15 protein-coding genes are annotated in these 19,266 nt (G+C 32.3%); 9 read left to right on the forward strand and 6 right to left on the reverse strand.

The genetic code is table 11. The annotated features are described in order from the left end of the window. Nucleotides 1–111: 111 nt before the first annotated feature. Nucleotides 112–1,149, forward strand: a complete 1,038-nt coding sequence (locus MUN68_RS09925) for a TlpA family protein disulfide reductase (RefSeq protein WP_249996715.1) — start codon at nucleotides 112–114, stop codon at nucleotides 1,147–1,149. A gap of 74 nt (nucleotides 1,150–1,223) precedes the next feature. On the opposite strand, the gene MUN68_RS09930 is transcribed toward MUN68_RS09925, so the two are convergent. After that, nucleotides 1,224–2,777, reverse strand: coding sequence for an NAD(P)H-hydrate dehydratase (locus MUN68_RS09930; RefSeq protein ID WP_249996713.1), 1,554 nt, complete (start codon nucleotides 2,775–2,777; stop codon nucleotides 1,224–1,226). Nucleotides 2,778–2,861: 84 nt separating this feature from the next. Between MUN68_RS09930 and thrA the strand changes: the two genes are divergently transcribed. From thrA to thrC, 3 genes are read left to right on the forward strand one after another with little or no spacing between them, the layout of a single operon-like run. Continuing rightward, nucleotides 2,862–5,309, forward strand: a complete 2,448-nt coding sequence (gene thrA / locus MUN68_RS09935; RefSeq protein WP_249996712.1) for a bifunctional aspartate kinase/homoserine dehydrogenase I — start codon at nucleotides 2,862–2,864, stop codon at nucleotides 5,307–5,309. 25 nt (nucleotides 5,310–5,334) lie between these two features. After that, nucleotides 5,335–6,255, forward strand: coding sequence for a homoserine kinase (locus tag MUN68_RS09940; protein WP_249996711.1), 921 nt, complete (start codon nucleotides 5,335–5,337; stop codon nucleotides 6,253–6,255). 5 nt (nucleotides 6,256–6,260) lie between these two features. Further along, nucleotides 6,261–7,562 carry a threonine synthase gene (thrC, locus tag MUN68_RS09945; RefSeq protein ID WP_249996710.1) on the forward strand — a complete coding sequence of 434 codons (1,302 nt, stop codon included), beginning with the start codon at nucleotides 6,261–6,263 and terminating at the stop codon, nucleotides 7,560–7,562. Here the strand turns inward: thrC and trhA are convergent. The 4 genes from trhA to MUN68_RS09965 all read right to left on the reverse strand — a co-directional run bounded on the left by trhA (nucleotide 7,559) and on the right by MUN68_RS09965 (nucleotide 13,694). Next, nucleotides 7,559–8,185 (reverse strand): PAQR family membrane homeostasis protein TrhA, encoded by a 627-nt coding sequence (gene trhA / locus MUN68_RS09950; protein ID WP_249996709.1) that lies wholly within the window; start codon nucleotides 8,183–8,185, stop codon nucleotides 7,559–7,561. The two genes, thrC and trhA, sit on opposite strands and share 4 nt — an antisense overlap. Then, nucleotides 8,185–8,871 carry a DUF4294 domain-containing protein gene (locus MUN68_RS09955; RefSeq protein ID WP_249996708.1) on the reverse strand — a complete coding sequence of 229 codons (687 nt, stop codon included), beginning with the start codon at nucleotides 8,869–8,871 and terminating at the stop codon, nucleotides 8,185–8,187. The genes trhA and MUN68_RS09955 overlap by 1 nt, the downstream gene beginning before the upstream one ends. 258 nt (nucleotides 8,872–9,129) lie before the next feature. Next, nucleotides 9,130–12,780: a M1 family aminopeptidase gene (locus tag MUN68_RS09960; RefSeq protein WP_249996706.1), complete on the reverse strand. Its 3,651-nt coding sequence runs from the start codon at nucleotides 12,778–12,780 to the stop codon at nucleotides 9,130–9,132. A 26-nt stretch (nucleotides 12,781–12,806) separates the two neighbouring features. Next, nucleotides 12,807–13,694 (reverse strand): ABC transporter ATP-binding protein, encoded by an 888-nt coding sequence (locus MUN68_RS09965; protein WP_249996705.1) that lies wholly within the window; start codon nucleotides 13,692–13,694, stop codon nucleotides 12,807–12,809. 130 nt (nucleotides 13,695–13,824) lie between these two features. On the opposite strand from MUN68_RS09965, the gene MUN68_RS09970 reads away from it, so the two are divergent. The 3 genes from MUN68_RS09970 (at nucleotide 13,825) to MUN68_RS09980 (ending at nucleotide 16,706) form a co-directional block, all read left to right on the forward strand. Further along, complete coding sequence (locus tag MUN68_RS09970; RefSeq protein WP_249996704.1) at nucleotides 13,825–14,913, forward strand: M42 family metallopeptidase; 1,089 nt, start codon at nucleotides 13,825–13,827, stop codon at nucleotides 14,911–14,913. Between the two features lie 80 nt (nucleotides 14,914–14,993). Beyond that, nucleotides 14,994–16,145: an aminotransferase class V-fold PLP-dependent enzyme gene (locus MUN68_RS09975; protein WP_249996703.1), complete on the forward strand. Its 1,152-nt coding sequence runs from the start codon at nucleotides 14,994–14,996 to the stop codon at nucleotides 16,143–16,145. A gap of 9 nt (nucleotides 16,146–16,154) precedes the next feature. Next, a complete protein-coding gene (locus MUN68_RS09980) occupies nucleotides 16,155–16,706 on the forward strand; it encodes an NUDIX hydrolase (protein WP_249996702.1) in 552 nt (183 codons plus the stop codon). On the opposite strand, the gene MUN68_RS09985 is transcribed toward MUN68_RS09980, so the two are convergent. Further along, entirely contained in the window at nucleotides 16,707–17,861 is a 1,155-nt protein-coding gene (locus MUN68_RS09985) for a DUF2341 domain-containing protein (RefSeq protein ID WP_249996701.1), read from the reverse strand. A gap of 89 nt (nucleotides 17,862–17,950) precedes the next feature. Here MUN68_RS09985 and MUN68_RS09990 point away from each other — a divergent pair, with 89 nt between their 5' ends. Together MUN68_RS09990 and MUN68_RS09995 are read left to right on the forward strand one after the other, a co-directional pair. Further along, nucleotides 17,951–18,625 (forward strand): PrsW family intramembrane metalloprotease, encoded by a 675-nt coding sequence (locus MUN68_RS09990; RefSeq protein WP_249996700.1) that lies wholly within the window; start codon nucleotides 17,951–17,953, stop codon nucleotides 18,623–18,625. A gap of 85 nt (nucleotides 18,626–18,710) precedes the next feature. Beyond that, on the forward strand, nucleotides 18,711–19,187 hold the full coding sequence (locus MUN68_RS09995) for an acetyl-CoA carboxylase biotin carboxyl carrier protein subunit (protein WP_249996699.1): 477 nt from the start codon (nucleotides 18,711–18,713) through the stop codon (nucleotides 19,185–19,187). Nucleotides 19,188–19,266: the final 79 nt, after the last annotated feature.

Consider the following 19,266-nt stretch of genomic DNA (forward strand, 5'->3'; position numbering starts at 1 on the left):
TTTTTCAAAAATCAACAATAGAAAGCTAGTATGCAACAAATGTTAATAATTTATAAAATGTAAAAAAACACCTATAATCTATTATTTTTGGTGAAACTAAAATCATATCAAATGAAAAGAATTTTATTAGTATTATGTGCAATCTCTCTTTTTGCATGTAAAGAAGAACCTAAAGATTATGTTACATTAAGCGGAACAATTACAAATTCTCATGAGAGCAAAACTTTAAAGGTATTCAAAGATAAAGCGTTTGAAAAAATAATAGTTATAAATGAAGATGGAACATTTAGTGACACACTAAAAGTGACTGATGGTGATTATTCTATAAAACATGGTGATGAATTTGGCTCTATCTATTTAAAGAATGGATTTGAATCTTCTATCGAAGTTAATTATGAAGATTTTGATAACACCATCGTTTATAATGGTGATGGATCAGATATTAATAACTATGTGATACAATCGTATTTATTGTCTAATACCTATTTTACTGAAGATTTATTCTCAGATCCAAATACAGAGCGTTTAAACAAAGCTGTTACAGATTACAAAGCTGGATTTAAAAATTTAGAAACTAATTATAGTGGATTAGACTCTTTGCATAAGGCTAATGGTGCCAAGAATATGGAAGGCACTATCAAATCTATAAAAAAATATTTATCTGGAAAAATTGCGTTACGAGAATCACTTCCTGAAGGAATGACTTCACCAACTTTTGAGAATTACATCAATTTTAAAGGAGGAACAACGTCTCTTTCTGATTTAAAAGGAAAATATGTTTACGTTGATATTTGGGCGACTTGGTGTGGTCCGTGTAAACGTGAAATTCCGTCTCTTAAAAAAGTAGAAGAACAATTTCATGGCAAAAACATTGAGTTTGTAAGTATCTCTGTAGACGATGAGAGACGAAGTGGAACTAAAGAGAAAGCTTTTGAATCATGGAAAACAATGGTAAAAGATAAAGAATTAGGTGGCATTCAACTGTTTTCTGATAATGCGTGGCAATCTGATTTTGTTAAAAATTACAAAGTAAATGGGATTCCTCGTTTTATTCTAATAGATCCAAACGGAAACATTGTTAGTCCTGATGCTCCCAGACCTTCAAACCCTAAATTAGTAGAGCTTTTAGAAGAAAAACTTAGTGTTTAAGCTATTTCATTATTAATATAAAAAAGCCGCTCCATATGGAGCGGCTTTTTTATATGTATTTAACTACTATTTTATTATTTATTCTCTTGTTGTTCTTCTTCAACCTGAGGTTGCTCTGGCTGTTTAAATAAATCTAGATACGCTTCGCCTAAAGTTTCAACAACATGACTTGCTATTAGACTTTGATATCCTAAATCTTCAATAGCAATATCAGCAGATTTCCCATGAAGGTAAACACCAAATAAAGTCGCTTGTAAAGGATCATAACCTTGCGCAATCAAACCCGTTATTACACCTGTTAAAACATCACCAGTTCCCGCAGTTGCTAGCCCTGGATTCCCAGTGGTATTGACATAATATTTTTCATTGTATACTGTTATTGTATTTGCGCCTTTAATTACAATTATGCTGTCGTATTTTTTTGAAAAAACTTTAACCTTTTCAAGTTTATCAAAATCATCTTTCCATTTTCCTATTAAACATTCAAGTTCTTTTGGATGTGGTGTTAAAACAGTTTGTTTTGGTAATAATTTCAATACTGTTTTCTTTTTAGAAATGATATTAATTCCATCAGCATCAATCACTAATGGCGCAGTATTGGACTTAAGAAATTTTTCTAAAGCAGTAGCAGATTTAGCAGCTGTTCCCATACCAATTCCTAAACCAATTACTTTAGGTGCGATATCAAAACTAATATCTGTAATTAAATTCTCATCCTTATCTGTAATAACCATAGCTTCAGGTAAAGCTGTTTGCAATATTGAATAACCACATTTAGGAACAAATGTAGTCACCAATCCTGCACCAGAAACTAATGCTGCTCTACTTGCTAAAAGTGTAGCTCCTATTTTCCCATAACTACCACCCAAAATTAATGCATGGCCATAAGTCCCTTTATGAGAAAATTTTTCTCTAGATTGATACATTGGTAACACTTCATGCTTTCCAATAAGGGTGGCATCTGTTTCTGTATTGAATAAAAATTCCCTATCAATACCAATATCAATAACTTCCCATTGTAATGAAAATTTGGATGTGCCTGGTAAAAAGAAAATCAATTTTGGAGATTGAAAACTTAAGGTATGTTTTGCCCACACGACACTATCTTCATTATCAGTGATCTTATCTGTAAAAGCGCCTGATGGAATATCAACAGAAAGTGTATACGCTTGACTAGCTCTAAAATGCATAAACAATTGGGTAACCCATTCATCTACAGGACGATTTAAACCAATACCAAATATCGCATCAATAATTATATCATCCTTATGAATTTGAGGAAAGTCTTGCTTACAAGTCAACATTGCAGGCCATTCTTTTGTAGTTTCTTTAATACGATCATAATTAACTAAAAAGTCTTTTGAACGTTTATCACTACAATTAACAATATAGGTTTTAACATTATAGCCGTGAGTGATTAAATGTCTTGCTACAACTAAACCATCTCCACCATTATTACCTATTCCACAAAACACATGAATAGGAACTTGTGCTCCTTGCATTCTAATATGCAACCAATTAAAAATTTGGATGCCTGCGCGTTCCATTAATTCTGTAGAGGTAATGCCTTGTTTTTTAGCGGTTAACCTATCACCTTCATATATTTGTTCTTTGGAGAAAATTTTCACGTGTACTGTTTTATTTAAAAGTAAAAGTAATACTTTTGGAACTTAATATAAAAACAACTAAACGTAAGTTGTAAATCAAGAATAATGAAAGTTTTAAAATTTGGAGGTACGTCTGTTGGTTCGGTAAATAATATCAATCAAGTCATTTCTATATTAGAAGATAAATCTAAAACAGATAAGGTTATTTGTGTCGTATCTGCTGTTGGCGGAATTACAGATAAACTTCTTAATGTTGGTTACCTTGCTCAATCAAAAAATAACGACTACAAAGATGCTTTCATTGCTATTCAGCGTAGTCATATAAAATTAATTGAAGCTCTTATTCCAAAGAAAAATAAGGAGGTCATAACTTATGTTGAAACTAAACTTAAAGCACTTAAAGACCTCTTAGATGGTTTGTATTTGATAAATGAATTGTCTCCACAAACTTCTGATAAATTAGTAAGTTTTGGCGAATTATTGTCTTCATATATTATTGCAGAAACAATGAAATCGAGAGGGATTCATGCTGAAAGAAAGAACTCACAAGAATTAATAGTTACAAATTCAGATTTCACAAAAGCAGAAGTCATCTACAAAGCCACTAATACTAATATTAAAACTTATTTTAAATCTGCTAATCAAGATATTACCATTTTACCTGGTTTTGTCTCAAAATCTAATCTAGGAGAGCTAACAACTTTAGGTCGTGGTGGATCAGATTTTACAGCTGCTATTGTTGCTGCTGCATTAAAAGTAAAGCAACTAGAAATATGGACAGATGTTAGTGGTATGTACACCGCAAATCCAAAATTGGTAAAGCATGGATATCCTATAAAACGATTGTCTTATCAGGAAGCGATGGAATTGTCACATTTTGGAGCAAAAGTATTATATCCTCCAACGGTTCAGCCTGCATTAGATTTAAATATTCCTATCCATATTAAGAATACATTAAAACCAGATGAACAAGGTACTGTCATTTCAACAGAAACCGAAACGACGATTGTTTCTCCTGTAAAAGGCATTACAAACATAAATGACATAGCACTTCTCACTTTACAAGGTAGTGGAATGGTTGGTATTCCTGGGTTTTCAAAACGATTGTTTGAAACCTTAGCACAAGAAAAAATAAATATCATTTTCATCACCCAAGCATCATCTGAACATTCGATTTGCTTTGGAATTGATATTAAAAATGCTGACCTAGCAAAAACAGCTATTGATACTGCGTTTGAAAATGAAATTTCTTTGCATAAAATTGATCCAATACTTGTTGAAGACCAATTATCTATTATTGCTCTTATTGGTGATAACATGAAAAATTTTCAAGGTATTAGTGGAAAAATGTTTAGTACACTTGGCAAAAACAACATCAATATAAGAGCCATTGCTCAAGGTGCTTCAGAGCGAAACATCTCGGCAGTTATCAATAAAAATGATGTTAAAAAAGCACTTAACGTATTACATGAACGCTTCTTTGAGGTTAAAACAAAACAACTCAATGTATTTATTGTTGGCATTGGCAATGTAGGCGAAAAACTTATTGATCAAATTGCTCAGCAATACAATTTCCTTAAGAAAAAACTAAAAATTGATGTTCGCATCATTGGCATGGCCAATTCTAAAAAGATGATCTTTAATGAAGATGGCATCAACCTAAATGATTGGACAGCTCAGTTCCATTTTGCCGAAAAATCAAACTTACAAGGTTTTTTCAATAAGGTTGTTGATATAAATTTACGCAATAGCATTTTCGTGGATATTACTGCAAATGAAGGCGTTTCTAATTGGTATGATGATTATTTAAAACAAAGTATTGCTGTTGTTGCTTGTAATAAAATAGCATGTTCAGGAACGTACGAAAACTATAAAAAGTTACAAGATTTATCTTTGAGTTACAATACTCCTTTCCTTTACGAGACTAATGTTGGTGCAGGTTTACCAATCATAAATACACTTAATAATTTAATTGCATCAGGTGATAAAGTAACGAGTATTCAAGCTGTTTTGTCTGGAAGTTTGAATTTTGTTTTTAATAATTTCAGTGATCGTACAAACTTTCATGATACAGTTAAACGTGCTCAATTTGAAGGTTATACAGAACCAGATCCTAGAATAGATTTAAGCGGAATTGACGTTGCAAGGAAAATATTAATTCTAGCTAGAGAAAATGGCGGAAGTATGGAAATTGAAAACATCGATAACCAGTCTTTTTTAACCCAAACTAATCTTGAAAGTTCAACCGTAGATAATTTCTACAAAACACTAAAAACTGAAGAAGCACATTTTCAAAAACTTTACGCTTCTGCAAAAGCAAACAACTGTCAGCTTAAATATGTCGCAGAATACAAAAATGGAAAAGCAAAAGTTGGCTTAAGAGAAATCCCAGAAGGTCATCCATTCTATAATCTCGAAGGTAAAGATAATATTGTCATGTTCTACACAGAACGTTATCCTGAACAACCTTTAATAGTTAAAGGTGCTGGTGCTGGTGCAGATGTTACGGCTTCTGGATTATTCGCTGACATTATTAAAATTGGTAACAAATAAAGACTTCTTTTTTGTGGAAAAAGACATGAACCAAATACATATTTTCTCTCCTGCAACTGTTGCAAATGTCTCTTGTGGATTTGACGTCCTTGGCTTTTGTTTAGACACTATAGGAGATGAAATGATCATTAGAAAAACGCCTCAAAAAGGAATATGCATTTCAAAAATTGAAGGTTATGATTTACCTTTTGAAACTGAAAACAATGTGGCTGGAGTTTCTGCTCTTGCATTATATAATGATGCTAATCCAGACTTCGGATTTGAAATAGAAATCTATAAAAAAATCAAGCCTGGAAGCGGCATTGGAAGTAGTTCGGCTAGTGCTGCTGGAAGTGTTTTTGCAATGAACGAATTACTCGGAAAACCGTATAACAAAACACAACTCACCAACTTCGCTATGAAAGGCGAAGCTTTAGCAAGCAAGTGTGAACATGCAGACAACCTAGCTCCTGCCCTTTTTGGTGGTTTTACTTTAGTTAAAAGTCTGGCTCCCTTACAGGTTTTACAATTACCCACTCCTAAAGACCTTTATGCCGTTGTCATTCATCCACAAATAGAAATTAAAACCTCTGAATCTAGAGCGATTCTTCCTCAAGAAATCCCATTAAAAAATGCCATCACACAATGGTCAAATGTTGGTAGCTTTGTTCATGCTTTACACACCGAAGATTATAATTTATTAAGTGATAGTCTTAATGATGTGATTGCTGAACCTTATCGCTGTCAACTAATTCCGTATTTTGATGATGTGAAACAAAGAGCTTTGAAACATGGTGCTTTAGGATCAGGAATTTCAGGATCTGGTCCTTCTATATTTAGTTTATGTAAAGGATTAGACAGTGCAGAAAAGGTAAAAACTGCAATTCAAAACGTTTATTCTCAAACTTCTATTGATTTTGAAATTCATTTGTCAAAAATTAACACAGAAGGTATAAAAATATTATAACGATCATGAATTATTTCAGTTTAAACAAAAAAGCACCAAATACATCTTTTAAAGATGCTGTTATTAAAGGCTTAGCTCCAGACAAAGGCTTGTATTTCCCAGAACATATCACACCTTTGCCAAAGTCATTTTTTGAAAACATAGATCAACTTTCTTATTCTGAAATTGCCTTTCAAGCTATAAAGCAGTTTGTAAGTCCAGAAATTCCTGAATCGGTTTTAAAAGTGATTATTGAAGAGACATTGAATTTTAATTTCCCAGTTATTGAATTAGATAACAACATCTCTACTTTAGAATTATTTCACGGACCAACAATGGCTTTTAAAGATGTTGGAGCGCGTTTTATGGCAAGGTGCTTAGGTTATTTTAATACCAATAACACGAAAGTAACAGTTTTAGTTGCGACTTCTGGTGATACAGGAGGTGCAGTTGCAAATGGTTTTTTAGGAGTTAAAGGTGTAAATGTTGTGATTTTATATCCTTCAGGTAAAGTAAGTGATATTCAAGAAAAACAATTGACGACACTTGGTCAAAATATCACAGCACTTGAAGTTGATGGTGTTTTTGACGATTGTCAAGATATGGTGAAACAAGCGTTCTTAGATGAAGACTTAACTAGTAAAATGCAGTTGACCTCTGCAAACTCAATTAATGTTGCAAGATGGTTGCCTCAACTGTTCTATTTTATGTTTGCTTATAAACAACTTCATCATAAACACAAAGAGATTGTATTCTCTATTCCTAGTGGGAATTTTGGAAATATTTGTGCTGGAATGATGGCTCAAAAATTAGGTTTACCAATTCAACATTTTGTTGCCTCAAACAATGCAAATAATGTGGTGACTGAATACTTAAAAACAGAAACGTATATCCCGAAACCTTCTGTACAAACCATAAGTAATGCTATGGATGTTGGGAATCCGAGTAATTTTATTCGCATTCAAGAAATTTATAACAATGATTTTAGTATTCTCAAAGAAAATCTATCTTCTTATAGTTTCACTGATGAAGAAACAAGAGTTGCTTTAAAAGATATTTACACGACGTATAACTACATTGCAGATCCTCATGGTGCTGTTGGCTATTTGGGTTGTAAATCATATTTAAAAAACAATTCAAATTCGCACTGTGTGTTTTTAGAAACAGCACATCCAACAAAATTTTTAGATGTCGTAGAATCTGTTATTAAAACAAAAATTGATTTGCCACCTCAAATAGAAGCAGTTATGGATAAAGAAAAAGTAGCGACATCAATTTCTAATTACGAAGACTTAAAAGCATTTCTTATTCAGAAAAACAAAGCTTAAATCACAAAAAAATACACCATAAAAAAGTGGCAAATGGCACCTCCTAAAACGAAAAAATGCCAAATCACATGGTTATAAGGGATTCTTTCTACCGCATAGAACACAATACCAACCGTATAGAATAAACCTCCTGCAAATAACAATAACAATCCGTTTGTAGCCATTCGATCTGCTAAAGTTGAAAAATCGAAAACAATCAGCCAACCCATTACTAAATATAAAATCGTAGAAAAGGCTTCAAATTTACCTGTAAAAAAGAGTTTTAAAATCACACCAAAAGCTGCTATTCCCCAAACTGTATAAAACAATTCCCATCCTAAACTATCAGGCAACGTAATGAGTAAAACTGGTGTATAAGTTCCTGCAATAAGCAAATAAATACTAATATGATCTACAATTCTAAAATAGTGTTTCCGCTTTTCACCACTTACTGCATGATAAAATGTTGAAGCCAAAAACAGGATGATAATAGAAATCCCATACACAATAACACTAAACAAAGCATAAGGAATATCCTGTTTTAAAAACACAATTAAAAGAATAAGTCCTGCGATACCTAAAGCAGTACCAAAGCCATGACTCCAAGCATTTAAACGTTCTTCAAATGGCGATTGTATTCGCATTATTGTTTCGTTTGTGGTGTTTTATTATTGATCCATTTATTTGCTAAATCATAATAGTCAAAATCTAAAGCAGGATCTTGTCGTTTTAATCTTCCATCCTGAAACGCATGTTCAAGTATATCTTCAATAAGGAAATCTTCTTTGACATTAAGTGGATCAAATTCACGTTTTAATGAAATATCGAACAAATTTGCTGTGGTGTTAAACCAAAAAGCTCGCCAACCATTTCGTAATTTTTTAATCAGATTGAAGGTTGTAGTCCCAGTTTGCCTATGAATAAGTTTAATTAAAATCTGACCTTCAGTACGTGTTAATTTTTTGAGTTCTGCAGAAAACTCTTCTTCAATATATTTTTGAATAAGTTTTGCATATCGTCGTTTAGCACGTTTCGTTTCTAAGGTTTCTAGTCTTTCATTTAATGTCGTTAACCGTTCTGAAGCTAGCTTTGCATAAGGATATACTTTAATCGTTTTCCGTTTTAAAATTAAATACTTGATTCGGTCTTTTTTTGAATCAAATTTTAAGTTTTGCAATAATAAAACTTCATTCAGATCAATTGCTGTTGTAGGAATCGAATCGCCTTCAATCAAAATATACTCCACAGCAGTTGAGTCTTGTTGAATGGGTTCAATTTGAGCCATTACAAAGACTGGGAACACAATAAAGATGTACTTAATTAATTTCATTATGTAGTGTTGAACCAAAACCATTCCAAACACGATTTAAACGTTATTCAAAATTAAATATTTACAAAGTGTAAAACCTTAAAATCCTATTAATATTATACTTTAGAATCATAAATATAAGTCTCTAAGATAAAAAAGAGACTGTATAAAAAGTCTCTTTAAAAATTTTATTTGTCACATTGAGCGCAGTTGAAATGCAATACGAGTTAAAACTATAAGTTTTTCAACTGCGCTCAAAATGAAAAAGACGCTTACTTTTTAGAGTCGTTGCCTGTTATCGTCAGAACGCGTATCAATAAGGATATTGAAAGGATCTACGCCTACTTCATTTGGTTTTTCATCCACAATAATCGATAGTTTATTATTGATCTCTGTAATTTTATGTTTTTGTAAATACAAAATACGCTCTTTCTTTTTTCCATCAATTTCATCTTCAGCGAATATCCCAATGTCTATATAATCTTCTAATTTAACTGAAAGTAATGGCCTCTTCTTTCCTTCAGCTAAATACGAAATTGAATCACGACCAATTTCAGAATAAAAACGTTTTCCTTTTTCATCATTCCTGTATTTACTCACATTAAATTCTATATCGACTTTAAATTTACCATTATCCATTTCCGTAGAAGTAACATCTACAATACGATTATCATAAAGCGTGATGGTTTCAAACATATCTTTGATTACATATTGCAAGCTATCTGGAGTAACCGCTTTAATGTGATTCACCATATCTATTGATGTCGTATAAGGTGCTTCTTGAAATTTAACCTTTTCAACATAGGTTTTTAATGCATCATTAAGAACTCTTTCTCCAATATAATCACTCAATGCATAAAACACTAAAGATCCTTTTTGATAGCGAATATACCCTTGACCATCGTTATACATCAGTGCTTTTTCACGTTTAGACTCAAATGTTCTTTGTGTTAAATAATCATCTAAAGATTTCTTTAAAAATTTACGCATTTGAGGTTTTCCTAATTCTTTCTCAAGTACTTTAAGTGAGACATATTCTGATAAACTTTCTGATAACATTGTTGCTCCCAAAACATCTGCTCCTATCACCTGATGTGCCCACCATTGATGTGCTACTTCATGAACTGTAATTGCATACGTATAATCAATTCCACCTTCATCACTATCGTCAACATCTGCAATAAAACCAGTATCGCCTCCAAACGGAATTGTATTAGGAAACGATTGTGCAAATCCACCACTTGGGAATTCTACAATACGCAATTGCCTATGTTGATACGGACTAAAATTCTCGCTATTGTACTCAAGTGATGCTTTCATTCCATCCATCATACGCTCTAAATTGTACTCATGACCTTTGTGGTAATAAATTTCTAAATCGACATCCTTCCATTTATCACGTTTTACTTCGTAGTCTGCGGAATTATAAGCGTAAAAATTCAATATTTTACTATCCATTTTATAATGGAAATAACGACGCCCATTTTCTGTCCATTCTTTCTGAAGATAACCAGGTGCAATAGCAATTTGATCTTCACTTGTACTCACGGTTGTTTCAAAATCTATCCAATCACTATCTTTTGCGATGTAAGTATTCCCTAAAGCTGTAGAATCACTTGGATGAGGCTTGAGCTCATTTGGTGGTAAATCAAATTTCTTTCTCGTTTTATCATCTGTAAGCTCATTACCTCCAGAATAGCCTAAACTCGGAAACAATTGCATGTTGTTAATAAATGTACCATTAGTAAGTACAGGAGAATTATTATTAATTAAGGTATTGGCCTGATTTTTAACCGTAAAATTAAGTGTCATGGTGTCTCCTGGAACTAAAGGACGTTTTAACTCATAAATATTAAAATTAAAAATCGTATCCTCTTTAACTAACTCATTGTCGCGATCAAACTCAAACGTACTAAGATAGTCGTTATGATTCACAAAAATACTATCAATGGCTTCATTCGTTTTATTAATCATCAGATATTCTCCAGACGCTGCAAAGTCTCTTTTCTTCGGAAAAATATCAACATCAACCTTTACTGAAACGACTCTCGGTTGTGCATAATTTTCAAACTTCTTATACGTTTTCTCCCAGTCTACTCTTAATTGTTCAGTTTCTTTAGAAGAATAACGAACATTGTCAATATTCGTTTCCTTATAAATACTATAACCTAAAGAAAAGAAACCAATAAGTAACACTACTAATGTTATTGCTACAGGTGTGCTAAATCTCGATTTAGCAATCGACAAACGCTCTTTAAATGAATGTGGCAAACCTCTTACCCAAAATAAAGCAGTTACAATTAGCAAAATTAATCCAGATAAAAACCAATAGCTTTTATACAATAGATAACGACCTAGTGAATCACCATAGCCATTCATATCATCATATCTAAAACCAGGACCTTCATTATATTTAAATATAGCTTGCTCTATACCAGCTAAAGATAAAAACGGAATACCAATAGATATCACAATTAAGACGAATAAGCCTAAATAAGGATTTCTAATTAGTGTTTGAATTGCTAGTGCTAAAAAAGCCCATAAAACATAATTAATCAGTTTTAAACCGAATAATTCTTTGATGTATAAACCAAATTCAAAATCGTAATACCCTTTATAAATTTGGAATAGAATTCCTGCAACCATAATTACAGCAAGTAAAAGAATTTGCATTTTTACTATGGCGATAAATTTTGACAAAAACAAGGACCAGTTTGGAATTGGAGTCACATCAATCAAAAAGTTTATTCGTGTTGTTTTACTTCGATTCACTAGCATTCCTGCATATAAAAACGTACAAATATTTATCGCAATTACAAATGCGCCTCCACTTCTTAACATACGCCAAGTTTTTGGATATGTAGGTGTTGCATAAGGATTTCCAACATCTGCAAGCGCAATTAAAACGATGATTAATCCTACCAATACAATACTTATAAAAGCCCAACTTTTAACAATGTATTTGAAATCTATATTTGAGAGTTTCCAAGTGGTTTTTATATTCTGAAGTATTGAATAATCAAAATTAACTTTCGGAAGATTGATACGTGTGATTCCTCCAAAATTACGTTTGGTAGCACGTTCTCCTTTTTCTTTTTTAAATAATAAAAATGACACAGCATTCTGACTAAACTGAAAGAATTTATACACCAAACCGAAAATCAAACTCGCAACGCCTAACCATAATAAACGGTTGTAAAGAATCAATTCTTTGATAGGTATGTGTAATTCGTTTTGTTCAGAAACTGTCCAATATCTTGTATAATAATCTGATGCAGCAGCTCCAAAAGGATCTAGTAATCCTGCAACATATCTGTTATCTGGATCAGACAATAAACTTTCAGTAACACCTTGAACAAACAATAAAAGAATGACTGTTATAAATCCTGCTGCAATATTTCTTGAAAACGTAACGACAGCAAATACAATAGCTCCAAAGAGTAAAATATTAGGAAGAATGAATAACCAATAGGCATCAAAATAGGACTTAAAATCGAAAGCAGTAACTAATTCAGAGTTAGTTCCAGGCATTCTAAATCCAATGAACATACCTAAACCAATAACTAAAACAATGCATGTCACAATTAAAATGGAGCTAAAGAATTTCGCAAATAAATAGCTTCCTTTTGAAAATGGATACGAATACAAAATGGTATGCATTTCACTTTTATAGTCACGATATACAGACACACCAATAATTGACGGAAATAAGAAGAAAATAAAAACAGTCAATCCATTAAACAATCCTGTAACTCCACTAGGTGAATTTACAATTCGTGAAGAACCTGTTGTGGCTGTAATACTATCAAAAATCCCTGCTGTTGTCGCTGAAAAGAATAATGCTAAGGCAAAGAAAATTGCCATATAGATGTAAAATGCTGGTTTATTAAACCAATATTTTAATTCATGAAAAAATATAGTAGAAAACATAGTGTACTTTTTTAGTTATAAATTAATTAGCTTAAAACAGGTTCGTCATGTTTTAAGGCTATAAAGTACACGTCATCTAATTGTGGTTCTGATGTTTTAAAATCGGTGTCTGGCTGTTCTTCAGAAAACACTCTTATATTTAGCGTATTGTCTTCATTATAATTAGAGGATAACACATTGTATTTAGCTTCATTTTGTTCTAAATCATCGCGCTCAACAATCTTAGTCCAAACTTTACCAATCAATTCCTTTCTAGCAAGAGATGGTGTGGTTTGTTTCAAAATTCGTCCTCCATTTAAAATGGCCATATCGTTACATAATTCCTTTACATCTTCAACAATGTGTGTTGAAAAAATAACAGTACAATTAGTCCCTACTTCTCTTAAAACATTTAAAAAACGGTGTCTTTCTGCTGGATCTAGTCCTGCTGTTGGTTCATCTACGATAATTAATTTCGGATTATTTAATAGCAATTGCGCAATTCCAAAACGTTGCTTCATACCTCCAGAATATCCAGCTACATGCTTCTTTCTAACATCATACAAATTCGTGATTTCTAATACTTCTTTAACTAAAACGGCTCTATCCGTTTTTGAACTTACGCCTTTAAGCGTTGCAAAATAGTTTAGCAAATCTTCAGCAGACATTTTTGGATATACTCCAAAGGATTGTGGTAAGTATCCAAGCACTTTTCGCAATGACATATTATCTTCAAGCACATTGATGTCTCCAAAAGTAATCGAACCAGAATCAGGACTTTGTAAAGTCGCTATTGTTCTCATTAAAGACGATTTTCCTGCTCCATTTGGGCCTAATAAACCAAACATTCCACTACCTATTTCTAAGTTGAGATTGTCAATTGCTTTTACTCCGTTTTTATACGTTTTAGTTAAATCTTTAATGATAAGCTTCATCTGTACTTGTTTTAGTTTATTTGTCAATAAGTACAAAAATAAGAGGATTTGTTACAAAAACATTTTCCAAAGCCTTAAAAACAAAATAAAACCTTTTATTTTTACAGAAACACAAACAAAAGATACACATATGGCTTCAAAAAGCATACTTAATAAAAAATCAATTGATTTCTTAGAAAAATATTTAAACAATGCTGCACCAACAGGCTATGAATGGGACGGACAGAAAATCTGGATGGACTATTTAAAGCCTTATGTAGATGAATTCATTACAGATACCTACGGAACTGCTGTTGGAGTTATCAACCCAAAAGCTAAGTACAAAGTTGTAATTGAAGGTCATGCTGATGAAATTTCGTGGTATGTTAATTATATTTCAGACAACGGATTAATTTATGTAATTAGAAATGGTGGTAGTGATCATCAAATCGCACCTAGTAAAATTGTAAATATTCATACAAAAAAAGGCATTGTAAAAGGTGTATTTGGTTGGCCAGCAATTCATACTAGAAATAAAGGAAAAGAAGAAGCTCCAAAACCAGATAATATTTTTATCGATTGTGGTTGCACGACAAAAGAAGAAGTCGAAAAACTTGGCGTTCATGTTGGTTGTGTGATTACCTATCCTGATGAATTTCATATTCTGAATAAAGACAAATTCGTTTGTCGTGCTTTAGATAATAGAATGGGTGGATTTATGATTGCTGAAGTGGCTCGTCTTTTAAAAGAAAACAAAAAGAAACTGCCTTTTGGATTGTATGTAACTAACTCTGTACAGGAAGAAATTGGTTTACGTGGCGCACAAATGATTACTGAAACCATAAAACCTAATGTAGCAATCGTAACAGATGTAACTCATGACACGACGACGCCTATGATCGACAAGAAAAAAGAAGGTCATCTTGAAATGGGAAAAGGTCCAGTTATAGCCTATGCTCCTGCCGTACAACAAAAATTACGTGATTTAATCACAGACACAGCTGAAGCTAAAAAAATTCCGTTTCAACGTTCTGCTTTATCAAGAGCAACAGGAACTGATACTGATGCTTTTGCTTATAGTAATGGAGGCGTTGCTTCTGCATTAATTTCTTTACCTCTTCGTTATATGCATACCACTGTAGAAATGGTGCATCGTGATGATGTAGAAAATGTAATTAAAATGATTTATGAAACATTATTGAATATAAAAGATGGAGAGACATTCTCTTATTTCAAATAATTAATCATCTGTCAGTTCGAGCGCAATCGAAAACTATGTATTTTTTTGACTGCGCTCAACGTGACTTTTATCATTTATGCATGCAACATCAAAAACACTTATTCGACATTCCTGAAAAAATCACCTATTTAAATATAGCAAGCATCTCTCCTTCTTTTAAAGCTGTAGAACAAGCAGGAATAGATGCTGTACTTCAAAAAAGTAAACCTTATACGATTACTGTTTCAGATTTCTTTGATCCTGTAACAGAACTGAAATCGTTATTTGCTAAACTCATTGACACGAATGAATCTGAACGTATTGTTACTATTCCTTCTGTCTCCTATGGAATAGCTACAGTTACCAACAATATTAAACTCAACCCTAATGATGAGATTTTAGTAATTGAAGAGCAATTTCCTAGTAATATTTATGCCTGGCAAAACCTTGCTGAAACATACAACGCAAAAATTATTACTGTAAAAAGCCCAAATCTTAAAACGAATAATGCAAAACAATGGAACGAAGGTCTATTAAAAAATATAACGCAAAACACTGCAGTTGTAGCAATTGGAAATATTCATTGGTCCAACGGAACGATTTTCGATTTAAAAGCTATCAGACAAAAAACCAACAAGCATAATGCTTTACTTATAGTTGATGGCAGTCAGACAATTGGTGCATTTCCTTTTTCGATAAGAGACATTCAACCAGATGCTCTTATATGTGCTGGCTACAAATGGTTATTTGGCCCTTATGGCTGTGCTTATGCCTACTACGGAAAATATTTTGATAATGGTAAACCTATTGAAAACAGCTGGTCTAACCGATTACATAGTGAAAACTTATCAGAATTAACTAATTACGAATCGCAATACAAACCACTTGCAAATCGCTATGCTGTTGGAGAAAATGGAAACTTCATTTATGTAAAAATGCAAATTGAAGCTTTAAAACAAGTTATTCAATGGACACCTGAAATGATACAGAATTACTGTAAATCCATTTCTTTTGAAGCCTCTCAAGAATTGTCAAAATTAGGATGTATTATCGAAAATGAAACCTATAGAACACATCACCTTTTTGGTGTTAAACTTCCTAAGAATCTAAATGTCGAACGATTAAAAACCGCACTTCAAGAGCAACAAATATTTGTTTCGTTTCGAGGTGAATATATCCGAATCTCTTGTCATTTATATAATACAAAATCTGATTTTGAGACTTTAGTAAATTGTATAAAATCTGCACTATAAACTCTCGTTTTGGAAGAATACATAGACATCGTAGATATAAACGGAATACCAACAGGAGTTACAGCTCCTAAATCTGAAATCCACTCAAAAGGGCATTTGCACAACACAGCTCATGTTTGGTTTTTTACTTCGGAAGGTCACATCCTACTCCAACAACGAGCTGCTTCAAAAGCTATTTACCCATTACTTTGGGATGTGTCTGTTGCAGGACATATTGATGCTGGAGAAACTCCTAAACAAGCTACTGTAAGAGAAGCTAAAGAGGAAATTGGTATAACTATTACAGAAGAACAACTAATGAAAATTGGCGTGTTTGAATGCTTTCAATCGTATACAAATGGAATTATTGATAATGAATTTCACAACACATTTATAGCTGAAATTAATGTCAACATTGAAGACTTAACACTTCAAAAGGAAGAAGTTGAAGCTTTAAAATTAATATCAATCCCTGAATTTAAATTATTATTAAAAAACAGCGCAACTAATGGTCATTTTATAGCTTCAAACAATTCCTATTATGAAACAGTACTTGATGAAATTTCAACTATACTAAAGTAATTATTTTATCATTATTTTTCGAGTTGAATTCACTTTTTCAGAATTTATATTAACATAATACAATCCTGAATTAAAATCAGAAACATCAATTGCATTACCATCATAACTAACAACATCAACCATACGTTTCCCTAAAGTGTTATAAATTGTCACCTTTGAATGGAGTGCGTTTTTTATAGAAAATTCAGTAGTAGTTGGATTTGGATAAACAAGCACGTTCTTCTTTGCGTAATCAAAATCAATATTAGATAACGTTTCACCTTCAGTCACTATAAGTTCGGCTTCGTAATTTCGAACAAAAATAGTATCAAAATTTGACTGTACATTCCAACTATAAAAAATCATATCTCCTGGTATTCCGTTATTAGCAACTAAAGGGCTTTCAAAAGCACCTCTATCAACGATGGTTTTAGATTGATTATTAGAAAAGTAAACTTCACTATAATGCCAACCAATACTTCTTGCAACTCCAGTATTACCATATCCAGCAGTATAATATGAATAGTTTGGCAGTGCTCCAGATTCTACTCCAGAATAGACATCTGCTCCAAAAACACCACTCCATGTATTTGTAGAAGCACCTCCAAAACCATGATCATAATACGTAGAATGAATCGCAAAATTGTTATCAGGAAGCAAATTAGACTGTAACCCATTAGCATTGGTTCCTGTGAGATTCATTTTAACCGAACTCATATCTGTATCTCCCATTGTATTATCAATGGTAGCATTAGTATTTACATTCCATTTAGAAGTATCTAAACTCGCAGAAGTAAAATCATCGAAAAACATGAAGGTTGCTTCGCCATCACTTTCAGAAGTTGCAGAATTATCACCATAAGTCATATAAATATCTGTTCCTCCTGCTGGTATAGATAAAACTTTCACCCAAACCCGTGTCAATGTTGTATTACAACCAGATTCTAACCAATAACTTAATTGTGTTGCACTACCAAGTGCTGGAATAAAACGAACATCGTCACAATCTACCTGCATTTTTCCTTCAGAAATTAATGCTTGAGTATCTAACTCTACAAGAATTTGATAATCTGTTAATTCAGTACTTAAGCTGTTAGACACTGAATACATTCTAGAATAATCTTGAGCATTAGCTCCAGTAATTATTAGTAATATCAATAGTGTGATTTTTTTCATCTTATCAGTATTTTAATTTATACACAAAACTACTTTGAAAATCAATTGATGTAAATACGTAATTTGTCGTATATTTTATATTTTTGACTATGAATTTACTATTAGCAGTTGCTCCTATTCTTATCATAATTATCTACATCTACTGTAAAGACAAATATGAAAAAGAACCCAAAGGTTTGCTTCTTTTGTGTTTCCTTTTTGGTGCTATTGTTAGTATTATCATAACTACAATTCTATATCTTGGTTTTGATATTCTATTGCCATTAAAAGATGACTTTAGCGTTTGGCAACAATTCGTAAAAGCCTTTTTTGTAGTCGCTTTAATAGAAGAGTTTAGCAAGTATGTTATTGTTCGCTATTTTGCACAACCAAAATATGAATTTAATGAACCTTTTGACGGTATTGTTTATGCTGTTATGGTATCTATGGGTTTTGCTGCTACCGAAAATGTATTCTACGTATTAGAAGGAGGAGCTCAAGTCGCTGTTTTAAGAGCCTTTACAGCAGTTCCTGCTCATGCAACTTTTGGGATTTTAATGGGTTACTTCATGGGAAAAGCTAAGTTTTCTTCTAATCGAATTAAGTTAAATCTTTATGGATTAGCCTTAGCCATCTTGTTTCATGGTGCTTATGATTTCTTCTTATTTATTGATTTCATTCCTGGTATCTGGATTGGTGCTTTTGTATCTTTAATTATAGGTATTGTTTTATCTAGAAAAGCCATCGCAAAACATCAAGAGCGTTCTCAATTTAAATCATTGTGAAGAAAAGCTAGAAATTTTTACAGTTTTCACATTTTAGAAGTGCTTATATTATTAACTTTACAATACCTTATTAAACTTCAATTTTATGTATAAAATAAAAGTCAATGACACCCATAGTTTTGACATTTCAAAAGCAGATTTAGACAAACTAGATGCTATTGAAACCAACACAAGTAACTTTCATGTGTTACAGCATAATAGTTCTACTAAAGTTTCGGTATTAAACTCAGATTTCAACAAAAAAAACTACACTATAAAAGTTAATAGTAATACATATAATGTTGACATCAATGATGATTTAGATCAACTTATCGAAGCTTTAGGTTTTGAGGTTGGAGCTACCAAACAAGTCAATGATATTAAAGCTCCAATGCCTGGACTTATTCTAGAAATTAATGCTAGTGAAGGTCAGGAAGTCAAAGAAGATGATGCGCTTTTAATTTTGGAAGCCATGAAAATGGAAAATGTGATTACCTCTCCTAGAGATGGTGTTATAAAATCTGTAAATGTAAACCAAGGTGAAACCGTAGACAAAAATTCTCTTCTAATTGAATTTAAATAATTTTTACTCGTCAGTTCAAGTGTTTTGAGAAGTATGAACAAAATGTATCGAGAACTTTTCAATATAATTTTCAGAAGAA

The sequence above is a fragment of the Psychroserpens ponticola genome (assembly GCF_023556315.2).
Taxonomy (GTDB): Bacteria; Bacteroidota; Bacteroidia; order Flavobacteriales; family Flavobacteriaceae; genus Psychroserpens; species Psychroserpens ponticola.

Excerpts from the sequence above, each read along its gene's own strand:
- MUN68_RS09925 (WP_249996715.1), top strand. The coding sequence starts at position 112 with ATGAAAAGAATTTTATTAGTATTATGTGCAATCTCTCTTTTTGCATGT.
- thrA (WP_249996712.1), top strand. The coding sequence starts at position 2,862 with ATGAAAGTTTTAAAATTTGGAGGTACGTCTGTTGGTTCGGTAAATAAT.
- MUN68_RS09940 (WP_249996711.1), top strand. The coding sequence starts at position 5,335 with ATGAACCAAATACATATTTTCTCTCCTGCAACTGTTGCAAATGTCTCT.
- thrC (WP_249996710.1), top strand. The coding sequence starts at position 6,261 with ATGAATTATTTCAGTTTAAACAAAAAAGCACCAAATACATCTTTTAAA.
- trhA (WP_249996709.1), bottom strand. The coding sequence starts at position 8,185 with ATGCGAATACAATCGCCATTTGAAGAACGTTTAAATGCTTGGAGTCAT.
- MUN68_RS09955 (WP_249996708.1), bottom strand. The coding sequence starts at position 8,871 with ATGAAATTAATTAAGTACATCTTTATTGTGTTCCCAGTCTTTGTAATG.
- MUN68_RS09960 (WP_249996706.1), bottom strand. The coding sequence starts at position 12,780 with ATGTTTTCTACTATATTTTTTCATGAATTAAAATATTGGTTTAATAAA.
- MUN68_RS09965 (WP_249996705.1), bottom strand. The coding sequence starts at position 13,694 with ATGAAGCTTATCATTAAAGATTTAACTAAAACGTATAAAAACGGAGTA.
- MUN68_RS09970 (WP_249996704.1), top strand. The coding sequence starts at position 13,825 with ATGGCTTCAAAAAGCATACTTAATAAAAAATCAATTGATTTCTTAGAA.
- MUN68_RS09975 (WP_249996703.1), top strand. The coding sequence starts at position 14,994 with ATGCAACATCAAAAACACTTATTCGACATTCCTGAAAAAATCACCTAT.
- MUN68_RS09985 (WP_249996701.1), bottom strand. The coding sequence starts at position 17,861 with ATGAAAAAAATCACACTATTGATATTACTAATAATTACTGGAGCTAAT.
- MUN68_RS09990 (WP_249996700.1), top strand. The coding sequence starts at position 17,951 with ATGAATTTACTATTAGCAGTTGCTCCTATTCTTATCATAATTATCTAC.
- MUN68_RS09995 (WP_249996699.1), top strand. The coding sequence starts at position 18,711 with ATGTATAAAATAAAAGTCAATGACACCCATAGTTTTGACATTTCAAAA.